This window comes from Methanobrevibacter millerae (assembly GCF_001477655.1).
Taxonomy (GTDB): Archaea; Methanobacteriota; Methanobacteria; order Methanobacteriales; family Methanobacteriaceae; genus Methanocatella; species Methanocatella millerae_A.
Genome location: NZ_CP011266.1, coordinates 1056098 through 1074128, shown reverse-complemented (window position 1 = coordinate 1074128; position 18031 = coordinate 1056098). Strand labels below are relative to the sequence as shown.

Genomic DNA, 18031 nt, shown 5'->3' with positions numbered 1-18031 from the left:
TTGAGGAGATAATATGAAAAGAATTATTGCGGTCATACGTGAAGAAAGATTCGAACTTGTTAAAACAGCCCTTTTAACAGCCGGTTGTGAAGGAATGAATGTTTCAACCGTAAAAGGAAGAGGAAGACAAATAGGGATAAAAGAATCATACAGAGGTTCCAGTTACTGTATTGATCTGATTCCAAAAACAAGAGTTGAACTGATAGTAAAAGAAGAAGATTTGGATGAAATTATAGATATCATAATTGATAGCGCAAGAACGGGAGAAGTTGGAGACGGTAAAATATTTGTATCCGATGTAGAAGAAGTTATAAGAATTAGAACCGGCGAAAGGGGAAACAAGGCAGTTTAAAAAAAAATAAGTTAAAGATTCAATTCTTTAACTTATTGTAACCTTATTTGCTATGTTCAATCCGTTATACGAACTTGTAATAATATATTCACCACTCATCAGATTGATGTTCAATCTGGCCACACCATTACCGTCAGTCATTCTTGTATAGAAAACACCATTGATATTGAATGTTATATTCTGGCCTGAAAAAGCATGACCCTGACCATCCAAAAGAGTTGCAACGAATTTAGATCCATCCCTATAGGACATTTTCAAGTCTTCTGCACTTAATATAGACAATACCTTAATCTTATTTGATGTCTTAAGTCCCTTATATTCTGCAGTTAAAATATAATCTCCAGGAGCCAAATTAATGTTAAGCTTTACAACACCGCTTGCATTGGTATATCTCGTGTAGAACACCCCATTAATATTGAACACAACGGTTTCATTTGCGCCTACAGGGTTACCCTCATCATCAAGCAACCTGATGGTATACTGTGAATCATTCCTATAATATTTAGTCAAATCATTATTCTGGTCCATATTCGCAAGAACAGTAACCCTGTTGGTATACTGTTCGCCGGAATTAGGATTTTTAGCTGTAATGATATATGTGTTAGGATTAAGATTAATGTTCATTTTTGCAACACCATTGCTGTCGGTTGTTCTTTTATAGTACACACCGTTGATATTAAACTCGACTTCAGTATTCTTAAGAAGATTACCTTTCGTGTCGATGAATGTGGCATAATACTGTGTCTGGTTTTTATATATTTTTGTTATGTCCTTGCCGGAAACTGTTGACTTGACAGTTACTGTTGATGAGATTTCTTCACCATCATATTCGACTAATGCATCGTAAACTCCACTGTTTAAATTAACTGCAATGCTTGCCTGTCCATTTGAATTAGTTATTCTTTCATAGGATTGGCTATTGATTGAAATGATTACATTCTGGCCTGATATTGGAGTGCCCTGCTTATCTGTTAGTGATACTGCAAATCTTTCAGGACCTCCAAAGTACTTGGTCAGGTTATCGGCACGGATTACAATATCAGACGGTCCGACAATTACAGTTATGTCCTGTGCAGTTGCTGCATTGAATATATTATCACCGGAATAGAATGTCCTTACAGCATAGGTCCCATTTTCCAAATCTGATATGGTTATACTGGCTTTTCCATTTATAACTGTTGAAGTGTAGTTCTTATCGTTTATATTGAAAGTGATAATTCCTGTTGCTGATGCAGGCTCTAACACAGATGTCAATACGACACCGGACTTGTTTTTCTTTGATGAGGTTGTGACTTTGGCGTTGAACTTTTCATCAGTATTGCCCACTTTCAAAATACCTTCAATGACAGTGCAGTCACTTGAAATATCTTTGGAAATGCTGCCGGATAGCCTGTAAATTCCATCTTTTAGATTAACAGTATAAGCATATCCTGAATCCTTATTGAATGACGGATTGGTCTTTTCAACAAGATTATTGTTTTTATCATAAACTTCAAGAGTTATCGGATTGGATAAATCAATTTGTATTGTATTTCCCACATCATCATAAATGTTGCCAACTTTAATCATATCTCCAGATTTAACAGTATGATTTTCAAACTTCAAATAGATTGGAGAAGATATTGGTGTGTCACCTCGATAATATATATCCCATGGATATGAAGATGTCATTTCATTGTTCATTAAATATAAATTGCCATCCCGGCCATCCCAATCATCAAAATAATATATGAATTCCAAATTATTCCTGTCTGAGACAAAATTTGAATTTATGATATTCAAATAATTATTTCCACAAACAGCATCGGAATATTGAGTTGCATAATTATTAATAAAAATACATCCTTCAACAGTAGTGTTGGATTCATATAATGATAATAATGCACCTGAACTCCAGTCTGCCTGATTTTCTAAAAATTTTACATTTTTAAAAAGAGCATGTGAAGATTCTAAATATACCGCACCACCATTTTCAGCAGAATTTTTACTGAATATCGTATTTATAACAGTTAATTCTGTAAAACTGTATAATGCTCCTCCTTTGTATTTGGCATGATTACTTATGAATTCACAATTATCTATTGTCAAAGGATGTTCACAATATATAGCTCCTCCCCACATGTCAGTATTAGCATTGAGAAGTCTTAAATTTTTCAAAACAACATTGTCTGCATTAATCATGAATATTCTTGAGGCATGTGATGCATCGATGCTGTGACCGTTTCCGTCAATGGTTAACTGCTTATTGACATTTATCTCACCGCCGCCGACATAATCAGTAGCCAGTGAAATCGTATCTCCTTCACCTGCCGCATTAATTAAATTCTGCAATTGGGAAAAATCGCCTGAATTTATAATCTCATCACTATCAGATATGCTTAAGCTATCTGTTGCATTTAAATCATCACTTGCAGAAACACAAGCGATTGACACAAAAAATAATATAAATAAAATCAATAATCTCTTCATATTTACTCACCGTCACAGTACAGGAATTCAAAATGTTCAATATTGTCTTCCATATACACATCAGAAACTTTTTTAAATCCTAAATTCTCATAAAAATCAACTAAATAAGCCTGACCTGAAAGTCTGATTTCGCTTTTGCCCAAATCATCGACAATGAAATCAATTGCCTTTTTCATCATGATTTTTGACAATCCCTGACCTCTAAAATTTTCCTTTACGACAACCCTTCCGATTGACATTTCTTCATATGAAACGTTTTCAGGAATAAATCTTGAAACGGCAACAGTTTCACCATCATTTTCAAGAAATAAGTGATAGGAAAGCTGGTCCTTATCATCCAAATCCTGATAGACGCAGTCCTGTTCCACAACAAAAACCTCACTTCTCAGCTTAAGGATTCCGTATAATTCATCAGAAGTCAAATCATCAAATTTCTTCAGCTTCCATTCCATCATTCCACATCATCCACAAGTTTTTTCAAATTCTCGCCGGTCAAATGAAAAACATTCCAATCCTTCTTTTCAGCGCCCAAAGACAAATAAAAGTCAATGCTTGGCTGATTCCAGTCTAAACATGTCCATTCAAATCTGCCGTAACCTCTTTCAATGACAATTTGGGCTAATCTTTTAAGCAATGCTTTTCCATATCCCTTTGCGCGATATTCAGGATCTATATACAAATCCTCCAGATGCAGATTGACATTGGATATGTAAGTTGAAAAGCTTAAGAAAAATAATGCAAAGCCTATTTCCTTTCCATCTTCAAGAGCAAAAATGACTTCAGCCTGTTTTTTATCAAAAATCCATTTTCTTAAACTGTCTTCTGTTGCAATTACTTCATCCAAGCGATTTTCATAATCTGCCAGTTTTTTGATATATTCCAAAATCAAACCGACATCACTTTCGGATGCATTTCTGAATGTTAAGTTATTCATAATATAATATATGCTTTTATAGTATTTTTACTTATAATATTATACATGAAAGATTTATTTGATTTTTGTAAATTTGGAGATTTAAACCTTAACAGCCGTATTGTAAGAACCGGCTTATGGGAGTCTGAAAGGGAACAATCAGGAAACTTGACTCCCGAAATATATAACCGTTACGAAAACCTCGCTGCAAGCGGTGTTGGATTGATAATTACTGAACTGATATCTCTGTATCCAAGGGATGCCTTTTCAAAATATTCCCATACACCACATTTCAGAAGGTTTGTTCGTGAAATGAAAGATTTGACTGATCTTGTACATGTTTATGATGTTCCAATCTTTGCACAGCTCGGATTCGTGCAGTTCAACAAGCATGCCGAGCACAATATGCGTGTTGAGGATGTATCCATTGAAGACATAAGAAAAATTCAGACGGATTTCATTAAAGTCTGCCAGAAAATAGATTATGCAGGTTTTGACGGTGTGCAAATTGCATTGGGAAATTATTATTTCCTGACCAGATTCATAAGCCCGTCATTCAATAAGAGAACTGACAAGTATGGTGGAAATACTTTGAACCGTTTGAGAATCGTTCTTGAAATGATTAAAGTCATAAAACAAACTACTAACCTGCATATCAACTGCAGACTAAATGCCTTTGATATTCAGGCTGGAGGATCTACTATTGAAGACACTATTGAAATAGCTAAATTGCTTGAAAAATTTGGCGTTGACAGCCTTCAAATCACAAGACCACGCTCTCCACAGTATTTCTCAAAGGAAAATATTGACAGGACTTCCCCTGAAATTCATGACATGAAAGTTGAAAAAATAAATCTATTGACTGAAGAATGTGAAAGAATAATTGACAGCGTTAACATTCCGGTCATAATGGGCGGTGGAGTCAACAGCAAATCCCAAATTAATAAAATTCTAAATGAAACCAACATTGACTTTATCTCAATGCAAAGACCATTTGTATATGACCCTAGTTTTTTAATTGACTGGCAAATGGATGATGAAGCAGAAAGCAAATGCAAACTCTGCAACAACTGTTACTGGAAAAAAACAAGTACCTGCTTTATTAACAGGCCTGCAACGTGGGACGTTGAAAATAAAAAAAGTTACATGTAATGATTTTTAATATCATTCATTAATTTTAATTTTTTAAATGCCACATCCATCGGTGCCCTTCTTAATCCGCAATCCGGATCAAGTAAAATATTATCCTCACCAACAATATCAATTCCTTTTAATATCAGCTCTTCGGTTTCCTGTTCGGAGTCAACTTCATTTTTAGATGAATCAATGCATCCGAATCCTATTTTTTTGCCTTTGAATAAAGATATATTTTTTTCCAGGATATCTAAATTAACGTTGTTTCCTGCAAATTCAAAATCCAAAATTTCAACATTGAATTTTGAAAGGTCTTTATATGCATCTTGAAGAGTACCGCAAACATGCATAGCCAATGGAATGCTTAAATTCTCGTGCAATATTTCAATAGCTTCACGTGCAACTTTCATATTTACCATACCGGTTGATAAAAATGGTTCATCCACCTGAATATATACAGGTTTTACTTTGTTTTCAATTGCATCCACTTCCTTTTTTAGACTGTGTGCCAAATCAATTATGGCATCATCCTTTTCCTTATAAAAAGAAGTGATTCTTGATGAATGAATAATGGTTGAAGGACCTGTGACAATTCCCTTGATTCCCTTACCTTCAGGAATGTTGCCATTATAATACTCTTTAATTAAATTTTTAGCATAAAGCAAGTCCTTAACTGAAATTTCACCGGTAGGATTTCTGATTTTTGAAACAATGAATGTATTTCCATCCTCAATCTTAAATCCGGGAATAAATTTTGAAAAACTAGAAACCATATCTCCCCTTACCTGTCCGTCGGATATTATATCGACACCGGCATCAAGTTGAGAAAATACAGCCTGCTTAATTGAATCCTTAAAAGGATCATATGCTCCAACAGATTTAAGCAGTTTATCTTTAAAGCCAGAAGCCTCTTTTAATTCAACGGGATAACTACCGACAACTGTGGAACGCATAAAAATCACTTATTGAGTATTCAATTTTCTTATATTGTTAATTTCTTCAGCATCAATAGGCAATTCCACTACAGAAGTACCGTGACATGGTTTTGTATATGGAATGAAAACAGTTCCCTTCTCATCATCGATTCCAATAGGAATAGGTGGAATTCCGATGACGCGAACTCCTAAGACTTCATCGCCTGGCTTTACATATACAATTTCATCAGCTTTAAAACGGATAATCATTGCACAGTCCTTAAAACCTGCTTTTGATGCATGAATTTCATAATTGTCAGATTGCTGAAGATAAGTATCTAAACAGAATGACATCTTATTCCAACTCCTTTAAAGCTTTATCAAAATTAATCTTAATCGGGGAAGGATTGTGGAATGCTCTTACAGCATAAATGTTAGCTTTGCTTCCGCTTTCTTCAATCATTTCAACAAACTGACCAACTAAATCCAAATCTCTTTCAAAGACCAAAGCAATGGATTTGGTATTCAATATCTGATCAAATGTTACGAAAAATGCCGCTGCGGCATCCTTGTGAACAAAACCAACCAGCAAATCATAATCTCCTTCACTGACTTCACCCAAAGTTCTTTCCAAATCAACAATGTTCAAATTGTAAAAACCTTCAGGGTCTGATACTTTAACCAATTTAGCAGCTGCAGGATTAGCAGCTATTGTAACATCATATCCCAATTTTGTCAATTTGCTAAAAGCATAAACTGCCATTGGAGTTTGTGAAGGGGTTTCCGGACACCCCAATAAAATTAAAGCTTTCATATAATACTCTCCCAAATTATGTTCTTGATTTCAAGGTAACTGCATTTGCCAATATAAGACATCCCAAGAACATGAATGATAAAAGTGCAGTACCGTTAATAGTCCTATTAAAGATAAATAAACCAATTAATGACTGTGAACAGAAAGCTGCTAATGCACCGGTTAACAATACTTCTTTACCTAAGTATTTTTTACTGTTTTTCTCCCTTTTCTCTCTGTACATAGCCAATATTTTAAAACCAATAATTATAGTTCCTAAAACAAATACAACTAAACCTATAAGACCCAAATATCCGAAGTCAAATCCATAACCTAAAATACCCGGAAGCATATAATCGACTGTATCCTTTTGGTTAACCAATATACCAAAGAACATTGGGAACGGTAGACCAAAGAATAAAACCAATTGCATAGGAAGTGTAATGTAACCTTCAGCGAATGCTGTTCCTTCAGCTCCCCAGTAAGAAGCGTTTCCATTGTGTCCTATAAGCTGAATATTATTCAATACCATTTTTACACTTGATGTTGAATACTGCTCAATCCTACCCAATCTCAACATAGGTGAAAAGATTGTCATTCCACTAACTCTTGCAATAACTTCCAAACTTAAAAATCCTGCAACAGCAACTCCCAAAAAGATTAAAATTCTTTTAGCAGTGAATATAGATTTTTCCCTGAATGATTTGGACAATATTGTATAACCAATAAATAAACCTAATATCCATAATAAAAGAAAAGACCTGTGCATTAATCCACCGAAAATAGTAATACCCGCAATGAATAAAATTACAAATCTTCTAAGAGGTCTAACGTCAACCCCCGACGTTTTCATCACTTTCAGCGATGCTAAAGCAGTCACCGCACCTAAAAGTGCAATTGGACCGAATGGGTGCGTAAACTCTGCCTGACTTGAAGATACTACAAGCAATGCAATATCCGCTCCGAAAAGAAGAGTGAATCCTCCAGCCAAGAACAGAGATAGAAAAGTTACTACGCTTAAAGATAATGGAACTAAATTAAGGATAAATACCAGTAAGATGAATATCATTATCCCTATTTCCAATATTAGCTGTAAATGATTTTGAGCTATTAATATCATATTTAAATCACAATTTTCATTAATTAAATAAATTAGAATGGACTGACCGGGATTTGAACCCGGGGCCTCCGCCATGCCAAGGCGACGATCTCCCATCTGAGCTACCAGCCCACATAAAATAATACATAAAAAGTATAATTTATAATATAATTATTCTATTAATTAAATATATTGATTTTTTATATAAAATACTTTTTGATTAACTACTGTTAAAGCATGAAATTACTGACTTTAAAAATTAAGAAAAATAAAAAAATGATGGTAATTAATCATTTGCCCATCTTTTCAATTTTGGAAATATTTCTTTCATCATTGAAGATGCTTCATTTACATCAATTTCAGGGTGAACCTCAACCATTTTTCCAATGCAGAAATTCATCATTCCATCCATTGACATGTCTGATGTAAATTCACCATTTTTAAAGCAATAAATATAATACTCTTCATTTTTTGTACCATCCTCATTTAGTTCCAAAGAGTTTATCCTCAGCTAATTGCATTGCACAAGATTGACAGAACTTTTGATTCTCAAAATCATTCATAATATCACATCATAAATATACTATTTGAACCTCTCCGGCTTGTAGAAGCCGAAGATTCTTAGGCCATGCCTATTTTTTCGTCAAAGCATTTCCATTCATAATAATATATGGATTTTCCTTGACTATTAGGCATGAAATCTACTAAGCATAGCACCATTGAACCAGTGGCGCGTAGACCTTCGTCTAAAATGTTTTTTGCAGCATTTACATCTCTTTGATGTACTGCATGACAATGGGGACATTCCCATTCTCTTTCTTCACGACCTAAGTCGTGATTGATTTCTCCACAAACATGGCATTTTTTGCTCGATGGAAACCAACGATCGATTTGTACGAATTCACGACCATATAATTCTGCTTTGTATTTTATCATTTCTATGAGTTTTCCCCATCCGATTTCATGTATGCTTCGGCTTAAGTTACCTTTAATCATTCCTCGAATGTTGAGTGTTTCCATGGCTATGAATTGGCAGTGTTTGACTATATTATAGGATATTTTATGGTAATAGTCGTTTACTACGTTGTTTTTCTTTCTTATCCATTTGTGGAGTTTTTTTAGTGTTTTTTTCCAGTTGGATCCGCCTTCTTTTTTGCCGTCGAGTTTTTGTTGGTAATACTGTATTCTTCCGTTTATTTTCTTCAGGTCAGGTTTGGCTATCACTTTTCCGTTGGAAAATGTTAAAAAGTCAGTTATTCCAACATCTATTCCGACATATAATCCTCCATAGGAAAATTCACCATGTCTATTTTCATCTAATTCGTATACTATACATACGTACCAGCGTCCGTTTTCATATTTTAATGTAGCCTCTTTAATTTTACCTTTGATGTGTCTTCTATGCTTAACGGTTATTTTTCCCAGTTTAGTCACTCGTAATTCATTTTCAGACAACCACCTAATAGCCCCTACATTACCTTCTTTGGTATCATAAAAATTGTTTCGAAGAGTAATAGAAGTTACAGGATTTTTTTTACGTTTTTTAAATCTTGGAGCGCCGGTTCTGTGGTCATAATATCCTTCATAGGCTTTTATTAGTCTATCAGTGGATGCTTGAAGGCAGGTAGAATCAGCATCTTCTAGAAAAGGATAATGTTTTTTTAATGTTTTAACTATTTTTTGTGTGTATGTGCGGTTTACTTTAAATTTGTTGCCTATTGCGAATTCTTTAACTAGATTTTCACGGTAAATACTATATTCCAATGTTTTATTGTACACAAAAGCACTGGCATTAATATTAAACCATAATTCCTTTTCCATCTCTTCATCAGGAACAAATTCAACCTTATCCGTTAAAATAAAAGTTTTATCGCACATTTTTTTTCAACATCTTTTTTTCCACATTTTATTAAAATTATAAAAAAAATCCTAAAAAAAAAACATCATCCTAGTGACTAAAAAAAATATAATCACTAAAAGGATTGTTTTTTTTAAAAAATTATTATGAAACCGTGCTTAAAAAAAAAAGGAAAAAAATTAACTTATTGAAGTTTTTCCCCCATCTTTCTATATTACATATTATAAACCTACATATTATATGGCATTTATCCGAAAGCATTTGAAAAGTAATCGTGCGACAAGCTAGGGTCTATTTCCCATTTAAATCAGTGAAATCTTATTTCAATCCCAGTTATGACGGGATTTTCCCCATTGAAACTCATAATCGAGTAATTGATTATGAGGTTGCATGATATTATGCATAAATAAGTATAAAGCATTCATTGTACTTATGTGCTAGGGAAAGAGTGAAAAAGGTTAACGTAAGTGAACAATTGTAAGCTTCGTAAATCAAGCCAATAGGTAGAATGCAACGTTAAACTTAATTTAACTACTATTGAATAGCAAATTCATAGAAATAATCAATGATTACGTGATTATTTAGTCATAACCTTACAGTAATTTGCCGGAGTATAGATTGAACCTTAATTCATTCGCTTCTGAAGTAGATCAACTTGGTAAGCCTCACAAGATCTCACAACTATCTGTGAGTAAGCGGATTGTAAATGAAGCCTAATTCCTTGGGAGGTAATGGATATCAGAGAAAGCAAAAGCCATTAACAGTCGAAAGACAATAGGAAATAGTGGGAATAATAACTATAATGGATACCACACCTTCGTGTGTGGCATGGATAACATGGCAGACTTCTGATTGGTGGAAAACGTGAATATAAAACGGAAAATAAGTAATTTATTCAAAGGATTAGTGATAAGATGAGATACGCTCAAAACAATGATGTTTATGAGTCCACAGCACAATACGCTACGGATTGGTCTTGTATCAATTGGTACAAGGTCGAGAAGTATATAGATAAGTTACAGAAACGGATATATCATGCCGAAAGCATAGGAGATTCAAGAAAAGTACGAGATTTACAAAGAATATTGGTGAGAAGTACATCTGCCATTTTAATGGCAGTTAAACGTGTTACACAAATTAATAAAGGTAAAAGAACACCTGGAATCGATGGAAAAGTCATCAAAACTGATAAACAACGTGGAGAATTAGTTGATAAACTCAAAACTAGGAATATATCTAAACATGTTCCTAAACCTGCGTATAGACATTATATTCGTAAGAAAAATGGTAAATTACGCCCTTTGGGAATTCCTACTGTTATTGATAGGGTTTATCAAGAAATTATTCGCATGGCATTGGAACCTCAAATGGAGGTCAATTTTGAACCCATCAGTTATGGGTTTAGGCCGAAAAGAGGAGTCCATGACGCCGTAGAACGAATATTTAACATTATCCACAACAATAAATTTTGTGAAGTATTTGAAGGTGATTTTAAAGATTGCTTCAATAATTTATCTCACGAGTTTATTTTAAGTAAAATTAGAGGTTTTCCATTGATTAAACTGGTAGAAAGGTACTTAAAAGCAGGATACGTTGATAATGGTGTGTTTAATAGGACCACGAGTGGTACTCCTCAAGGAGGATTACTTTCACCTTTACTGGCAAATATTGCTTTAACTGGACTTGAAGACTATTTAAACATCTCTTACAAGAAGAGAACTCAAATACGAAATGGTGAAACCAAAGAATTTTATGAAACTAAAGGAAAATATCGTGTTACTCGATATGCCGATGATTTCGTTATTTTCGCAAGAACTAAAGAAGACATCGAAAAAGTACCTAAAATTCTTGAAAACTACCTTTCCGAGAGAGGATTGGTACTTGCAGAAGATAAAACTAAAATTACACACATTTCTGAAGGATTTGATTTTCTAGGATTCAATTTCAGACAATATAAAACTAATAAAGGTTTAAAATGTTTGATTAAACCATCAAAAGATAGTATCAAAAATTTTAAAGCTAAAGTGTCTGAAAGAGTCAGATGGCATCACGGAGACAACGTGGACAGTCTGATAGACTCTTTAAACCCTTTAATAATTGGCACTGCCAATTATTGGAAACCTACTGTTGCTAAAAAGATATTTTCTGATATGGATTACTATATATGGAACAAAATATATAAGTTTTTGCGCCGTTTGCACCAAAATAAAGGTTGGAAATGGATTAAAAGAAAATATTTCCCAGAATACGATGATGGATATCATCGTGGAAAATGGGTACTAACTGGTCCTAAACAAGAGAATCATTTAATTAAAATGAGTTGGACTAAGATTAAGCGACATAAAATGATAACACACAATAATTCACCATATGACAAAAGTAAAGAGAACTACTTCATGAATCGATGAAATATCATGACTGAACTTTCGGATAAAGTTCTGCTTGAGCCGTATGTTTGGAAACGGACACGTACGGTTCTTAAGAGGGTGCGGACGAGCAATCGTCCAATCCTATCTAACGCATCACTCCATCCACATAAAAAAAATATAGACACTATCCACTAAAATGTGCAATTCATCCCCGGCTTAAAGAAGCCGGAGAATTCTTGCACAATAAAGTTAAAGTGCGACATCAGTTTTTGTGAAGTACATATATGAAATAGATAATCCAATGAAAAATGTGGCTAAAATAATACCATAAGATAAAGTAATGCTTGTACTATACTCAGCTATTTCACCGGATGCTATTAAATATGGACACACCCAAGGCACGAACGGAGCCCAGTTCTGACCATATACCATCAAATTAACTAAAGCTAATCCAGCACCACCAATCATCGCAGGAACCATGTTTGTTATTAACAAAGAAATGAATACAAATGGAGAAAATGTCAAAAACAACAATACATTTGAATAGAGAAGTTGTAAAAAACTATCCATAAACATTCCTATGCTAAATCCTTCAAGACCTGCAGCAAAACCAAATATAAGTGTTGAAAAACTAGTAAATATTGATAAAATAACAATCCATACAAAAAACATAGCATATTTACTTAACAAAAATTTTCCCCTGGACACAGGAATTGTTAAAATTGTTTTTAGAGTATGCTCGTTATATTCCCTACCAAATAGGTAAGATATGATTATTGCAAAAATTAAAACAGCAAACATTGCTGACATATACATATTTACATTTGCAAATAGCATTTCAAAACTATGTCCTTCATCAAAAGATGTTACCGCGATAAACATTAACAATGGAGGAAGTACTGCTCCAATTAAACTCAATAAGAATATTTTAGATCTTTTAAGTTTTAAAAATTCTATCTTAATAAAAGTTAACATCAAATTCCTCCTTAATTATTAGAAACAAAACGCGTAAAAAATTCCTCCAAATTCTCTTCATGCAAATTTACTTTTTTTACATCCATACCCGCTTTAACAAATATGGAATTAAACTTATCTCTCATATCTAAATGACTATACAAACGAATTACTCCCCCAATACCATCCTTATCAAAACTGAAATCTTCATTTTCATTAAGTTCCAATTGTTTTAAAATATAAATAGCTAATTCAACATCGGATACTTCAAATTCAACATATTTATTAAGCATATCATGCAAATCATCTCTTGAAATCTCTTCAATTAAAATTCCATTATCCATGAATCCTATTACATCAGCAATATTTTCTATTTCACTCAATATATGTGATGAAATTAAAATTGTTATTCCACATTCATGAGACAAACGTTTGAGCAATGTTCTAATCTCCTTAATTCCAAATGGATCAAGACCATTGATTGGTTCATCCAGAATCAGTAAATCAGGACTATGCATAATAGATGCCGCTATTCCCAAACGCTGTTTCATACCCAATGAGAAATCCTTGAATCTTTTAGATTTGGCATCACTTAAATTAACCATTTCAAGAACTGATTCTATATTTTGATGATTATAATTCCCTCTTAACTCAGCAATAACTCGAAGGTTTTCATAAGCAGTCAAATTCTCATAAAATCCTGGAGTTTCAATAATAGAACCTATTTTAGAATAAATTTCATTTGAATATTCAATCGGATTTTTTCCAAAAAGAAATATTTCTCCATCACTTGGATATGTAAGATTTAAAAGCATGCACATTGTTGTAGTTTTTCCAGCTCCATTTTTACCTAAAAGACCATATATCTTACCTTTTTCAACATGCATGTTTACTGAATTTACAACGAAACTATTGGAATATTTTTTTGACAAATTAACTGTTTCGATAGCATATTCCACCATAACTAAACTCCCCCATAAATCTATTAAAAAAAAAGAATAAAAAATGTTTAAAAATATTTAAACTATTTAATTGATTGCCTGTATATTGATCCGCAAACCCTATTAAAGAATACAGTAGTATAAGCAGTTATAAATAATCCCTGAATAATACCCATGAATGCTGATACAACTATTGCCTGATAAAAAACCCTTGCAAACAATATAGTTATAAATCCTAGTAACAATCCTGCAAAAGCATAAACAATCATAAATATTATAACAGTAAATATGATTATTCCAACATACCTTACCCATCCAATATTATCTATTTTACAGATTATTTCATTTAAATCAAATGCTTTTTTAATACTATCCTTTGCAACCATATTACCTAATGCCATTATCATAAAGAAAAAAGATATTAAATATAAAACAAATGCAATAAATGTAATAACTAACCCCATAGATGAATTTTCCAACAGTACTACCCCAATCGTTAATACGATTGTAGGAATAATGTTATATGCAACTCCTACAGCAAGAAATTTAATTCCATTTACAAATATATTTGATATGTCAGCAAATCCTGGGAGGCTATCACTTTCATTAATTGAAAATTTTACAATTTTATATTGATATCCCATAATGAACAATAATATTATAAAACAGATAATTGTCAAAATAATTGCAAGATAAATGTCATTTGCAGGCAATTGTGTAAATTTAAGAGAAAACATTGAAGCATTAGTTTGTCTAGCTTGCCTAACAACCACCCTATATATATCAAGATTTTTTGTATTGATAGCAATTGATATTAAATTTAAAATTGCAAATATTGCACCAAAACATAATAGCTTTTTTATGTCATTGAAGGGATATTTTAATCCCTCAACAACATAATCTGTCATGCTTGACATTTTAATCGCCTATAGATGTAGTGAGTATAATAATCCAATAGATCTGGAATTGAATATGCTTAAGTATGGTCCAACGAAAAACATTGCAACTGATATGTTAATCAACATTCCTAACAGGAATACACCAGATGTATTAATACCCAACATTAATCCTGAAAAGCCAAATGCAGTAAATACAAATCCAATAATTGTAGATACAACAGTTGAAATTACACAAGTTATAATTACTAATCCAACATATGTTAAAATGCAGTCAAACCAACCTATTTCATCAATTATCTCTTTGATTTCACTAAATGCAAATGCTTTTGACAACTGGCCATCATTGTATATCATGTGACATACTCCTATTTGAAGCATCAAATATGCAATTATACCAGCAATCAATGCAATTAAAAATCCTATAACAACCAATACTAAAGCCCATCCACCAGATAATTGAGATGAAATTGCTATAACCACTAAAAATATTGCAATAGGAATAATCATGTAAGCAATTTGAACTACAACAAGTTTTACTCCATCTACAAACATGGCTACTAAATCATCAAATCCAGGTAACGGATCTCTTCCATTGATAACTCCATTTACTGCGGTATTTATAACCCTATAATTATATCCAGTAATTAAAAAAACTGGTAGTAATAAGAAGCTGAATAAAGCGATTACACCTAATATTACTAAAGTCTTCCAGTCTTGTGCTGAATATTCCAGTGCATCCTTAAATATATCTAAAATCATTTTATTAACTCCTAATAATCATCGAATATAAATATGTCCTCTATAACAAAATATTCCTCTCGATTTTCTTTAAATATCATTTTATTTAAAACTCGGGTAATGTCATGTGCCAAAAATAAAGATGGATTGTACCTGCCATTTTCCAAAGAGTTTATGGTCTGTCTGGTCACTCCAACTTTATCCCCAAGTTCTTTTTGACTCATTTTGAGTTCTTGTCTTAAATATTTAATCATGGTCTTCATAATAATCCATATAATTAATTCATTTTTGCAAAAAGTATTTAAGTACATAAGCAATTATGTAAAAATATAATTACTTATGTTAATGTTATATGACATAGTATATAAACTTTACTATTTTTAACAAAATTAATTAAATAAAAAATAATCATCAAATAAAATTATTTAACTAATATTTTAATAAATTAAATGATAATTAAATTATTTATCATGATTAAGAATTTTATTGTAATTTAAATTAAAATCAAATAAAAAATTTGGATTATTTAATGACAAAATTACAAACAATATATTTAAATACTGGTAAAACATCTTTAACATTTGTCATGTTTATATAACACATACTGTGATATCAATATTTATGCTATTTTAAATAAAAAAAGTTTTTTAATTTTTTAATTATAAATGGTTAATTATGAATATATAAAAAGAAATATAGTAATCAAAAATAACAAAACTAAAACATTAACCGTATTATTTTTATGAATGTTTAACACTCTTATTTATTGATTTTTTGAAAAAATAGGTGTTTTATATTATGACTTTGTTGGATAATAATTCTTGTAATCAAGCTATTTTAAATATATCATTTCTAATTAGAATTATGATAAAAAAAAGAAAAATTAAATAGGAAAAACTATTTGCCGTTTTTTCCTAAATCATATAAGTTATCTATAATAATCTGGAATAAATCATCTGTTTTTAGGTCAATTCTTTCATGAGGATTGTTTAAAAACTCCAATGCTTTGGAAATGACCTGATTAGGATTAATTGACCTGTACATCAATCCGCTATCTATATAGTACTGATCAACTGACAATGTATCACCAGGATAACATGAAATAACAGGAGTCTGCAAAATAGCTGCTTCCCTGTTCATTGTTCCTCCAGCACCTATAACCAAATCACATTTTTTCATAAGACTTGATGTGTCAACAGGAGGCTCCAGAATAGTTACATGGTCAATTCCTTCAAATATTTCTGCCTGTTCTTTAAATCTAGGCAATATTAAAATATTAGCATGTTCCTTTAACTCATCAACAATTGGGGATAAAACAGATTTTCTACAATCTGCATCTAAATAAGAAGCAAGAGAAGGCTCCGGTCTCATCAAGATTGTTTTTTCATGTTCAAGTTTTAGATTCAAATCCTTGAAAACATCATCATTATAGTTAAAGCTTTTGAAGTGCATCAGTTCTGAAGTACCGTTGTATGGAATAATAGTATTAGGATCAGCTCCAAATTTCATCAGTTTCCAAAAATCTATTTTTCTTGGAGTGATAATTCTGTCACATAAAGGCAATGTTAATTTGTTTGCTGCAAGAGCATGTTCATTGTCTAAAACATAAAGGCTTGGAATTCCTAAACCGAAAGATATTCTAGGAAGTTCAATGGAATGCTTGCTAAGGGCAACATCCACATTTTCATCAGCGATAATATCAACAAGATTATAAACTCTTGAAGTACTCTCCCTTAATTTATCATATAAGCTTACACCATGTTTTCCAACAGATATGAAGTCTATATCATACATATTCATCAGCTTATGAATATCTCCAAATTGCCTTGCAGTTACAATCAAGTCTTCACCTTCAGCTTCAAGGTATTTTATTACATCCTTGAAGAACCTTACATGAGGTGCATTAGAAATATCAATCCAAATTTTCAATAAAATCACCAGATTTATTTGTTCATTGCTTCTTCAATACATTCAATGATTTCATCTAATCCAGTACCTTCTTTTAAACTGGATTTAATGACTTTAATATTAGGGTTTAATTTTAAAGCATCTGCAACCATCTTGTCTGCATCTGCTCCAACTGCATCAGCCAAGTCAACTTTGTTAATGACTACAGCATCTGAAGTTTGGAAAATAATTGGGTGTTTTTCAACAGTGTCGTCTCCTTCAGTGACACTTACAACAACAATTCTTAAATGTGAACCTAATTCAAAGTCCACAGGACAGATTAAGTTACCTACATTTTCAATTATAAGCATATCCAAGTCATCCAATGGCAAGTCTTCAATACCGTGACCTACCAAATGAGCATCAAGGTGACATTCTTTTCCAGTGTTTAGACCAACAACAGGAACATCATGTTTTTCTATTCTTCCAGCATCAAATTTGGAGATTACATCTCCTGCCAAAACACCAATTTTATAATCAGTATTGTCAATGATTTCTTCTACCAATGTGGTTTTACCAGAACCGATAGCTCCAACAAAATCAACACAGAATATTCCTTTATCTTCTAAATTTTTTTTGTTTTTTTCTGCTAATTTTTTATTAGCATCCATAATATTTTTTGCTACTTCTACGTCTGCTACTTGATGCATT

At 32.3% G+C, this 18031-nt stretch carries 19 protein-coding genes and 1 tRNA gene; 3 read left to right on the top strand and 17 right to left on the bottom strand.

The window, feature by feature from the left end; all coding sequences use genetic code 11:
* Window positions 1-13 precede the first annotated feature (13 nt).
* Window positions 14-352 (top strand): P-II family nitrogen regulator, encoded by a 339-nt coding sequence (locus SM9_RS04780; protein WP_058739049.1) that lies wholly within the window; start codon window positions 14-16, stop codon window positions 350-352.
* A gap of 27 nt (window positions 353-379) precedes the next feature.
* Here the strand turns inward: SM9_RS04780 and SM9_RS04775 are convergent, their stop codons facing one another.
* Genes SM9_RS04775 through SM9_RS04765 form a run of 3 tightly spaced genes read right to left on the bottom strand, consistent with a single transcriptional unit; the run spans window position 380 to window position 3755 of the window.
* Window positions 380-2821, bottom strand: coding sequence for an Ig-like domain repeat protein (locus SM9_RS04775; RefSeq protein WP_058739048.1), 2442 nt, complete (start codon window positions 2819-2821; stop codon window positions 380-382).
* Window positions 2822-2823: 2 nt separating this feature from the next.
* Window positions 2824-3273 carry a GNAT family N-acetyltransferase gene (locus SM9_RS04770; protein ID WP_058739047.1) on the bottom strand — a complete coding sequence of 150 codons (450 nt, stop codon included), beginning with the start codon at window positions 3271-3273 and terminating at the stop codon, window positions 2824-2826.
* Window positions 3273-3755 (bottom strand): GNAT family N-acetyltransferase, encoded by a 483-nt coding sequence (locus SM9_RS04765; protein WP_058739046.1) that lies wholly within the window; start codon window positions 3753-3755, stop codon window positions 3273-3275. Before SM9_RS04765 ends, SM9_RS04770 begins: the two co-directional genes overlap by 1 nt.
* A 45-nt stretch (window positions 3756-3800) precedes the next feature.
* Here SM9_RS04765 and SM9_RS04760 point away from each other — a divergent pair, with 45 nt between their 5' ends.
* The gene (locus SM9_RS04760) at window positions 3801-4886 is read left to right on the top strand and encodes an oxidoreductase (RefSeq protein WP_058739045.1); all 1086 of its coding nucleotides are present in this window, start codon (window positions 3801-3803) and stop codon (window positions 4884-4886) included.
* Here SM9_RS04760 and SM9_RS04755 read toward each other — a convergent pair.
* From SM9_RS04755 to SM9_RS04725, 7 genes are all read right to left on the bottom strand, one after another.
* Entirely contained in the window at window positions 4877-5821 is a 945-nt protein-coding gene (locus SM9_RS04755) for a methionine synthase (RefSeq protein WP_058739044.1), read from the bottom strand. The two genes, SM9_RS04760 and SM9_RS04755, sit on opposite strands and share 10 nt — an antisense overlap.
* 9 nt (window positions 5822-5830) lie before the next feature.
* Window positions 5831-6136, bottom strand: a complete 306-nt coding sequence (locus SM9_RS04750) for a DUF1894 domain-containing protein (RefSeq protein WP_058739043.1) — start codon at window positions 6134-6136, stop codon at window positions 5831-5833.
* Between the two features lies 1 nt (window position 6137).
* Window positions 6138-6596: a DUF1890 domain-containing protein gene (locus tag SM9_RS04745; RefSeq protein ID WP_058739042.1), complete on the bottom strand. Its 459-nt coding sequence runs from the start codon at window positions 6594-6596 to the stop codon at window positions 6138-6140.
* A 16-nt stretch (window positions 6597-6612) separates the two neighbouring features.
* Complete coding sequence (locus tag SM9_RS04740; protein WP_058739041.1) at window positions 6613-7695, bottom strand: hypothetical protein; 1083 nt, start codon at window positions 7693-7695, stop codon at window positions 6613-6615.
* 38 nt (window positions 7696-7733) lie between these two features.
* Window positions 7734-7806, bottom strand: a tRNA-Ala gene (locus SM9_RS04735).
* 154 nt (window positions 7807-7960) lie between these two features.
* Window positions 7961-8170, bottom strand: a complete 210-nt coding sequence (locus SM9_RS04730; protein WP_232299184.1) for a zinc ribbon domain-containing protein — start codon at window positions 8168-8170, stop codon at window positions 7961-7963.
* Between the two features lie 125 nt (window positions 8171-8295).
* Entirely contained in the window at window positions 8296-9552 is a 1257-nt protein-coding gene (locus tag SM9_RS04725) for an RNA-guided endonuclease InsQ/TnpB family protein (RefSeq protein WP_058739040.1), read from the bottom strand.
* An 894-nt stretch (window positions 9553-10446) separates the two neighbouring features.
* Here SM9_RS04725 and ltrA point away from each other — a divergent pair.
* On the top strand, window positions 10447-11940 hold the full coding sequence (ltrA, locus tag SM9_RS04720; RefSeq protein ID WP_058738564.1) for a group II intron reverse transcriptase/maturase: 1494 nt from the start codon (window positions 10447-10449) through the stop codon (window positions 11938-11940).
* 210 nt (window positions 11941-12150) lie between these two features.
* On the opposite strand, the gene SM9_RS04715 is transcribed toward ltrA, so the two are convergent.
* From SM9_RS04715 to hypB, 7 genes are all read right to left on the bottom strand, one after another.
* Window positions 12151-12876, bottom strand: a complete 726-nt coding sequence (locus SM9_RS04715) for an ABC transporter permease (protein WP_058739039.1) — start codon at window positions 12874-12876, stop codon at window positions 12151-12153.
* Between the two features lie 11 nt (window positions 12877-12887).
* Complete coding sequence (locus SM9_RS04710; protein WP_083495836.1) at window positions 12888-13817, bottom strand: ABC transporter ATP-binding protein; 930 nt, start codon at window positions 13815-13817, stop codon at window positions 12888-12890.
* Between the two features lie 62 nt (window positions 13818-13879).
* Window positions 13880-14713 carry a DUF4013 domain-containing protein gene (locus SM9_RS04705; protein ID WP_058739038.1) on the bottom strand — a complete coding sequence of 278 codons (834 nt, stop codon included), beginning with the start codon at window positions 14711-14713 and terminating at the stop codon, window positions 13880-13882.
* A 9-nt stretch (window positions 14714-14722) separates the two neighbouring features.
* Window positions 14723-15454 (bottom strand): DUF4013 domain-containing protein, encoded by a 732-nt coding sequence (locus SM9_RS04700; RefSeq protein WP_058739037.1) that lies wholly within the window; start codon window positions 15452-15454, stop codon window positions 14723-14725.
* An 11-nt stretch (window positions 15455-15465) separates the two neighbouring features.
* Window positions 15466-15696: a helix-turn-helix transcriptional regulator gene (locus tag SM9_RS04695; RefSeq protein WP_058739036.1), complete on the bottom strand. Its 231-nt coding sequence runs from the start codon at window positions 15694-15696 to the stop codon at window positions 15466-15468.
* Between the two features lie 634 nt (window positions 15697-16330).
* Window positions 16331-17371, bottom strand: a complete 1041-nt coding sequence (locus SM9_RS04690; protein ID WP_058739035.1) for a DUF354 domain-containing protein — start codon at window positions 17369-17371, stop codon at window positions 16331-16333.
* Window positions 17372-17376: 5 nt separating this feature from the next.
* Entirely contained in the window at window positions 17377-18030 is a 654-nt protein-coding gene (gene hypB, locus SM9_RS04685; RefSeq protein WP_058739034.1) for a hydrogenase nickel incorporation protein HypB, read from the bottom strand.
* Between the last annotated feature and the right edge of the window lies 1 nt (window position 18031).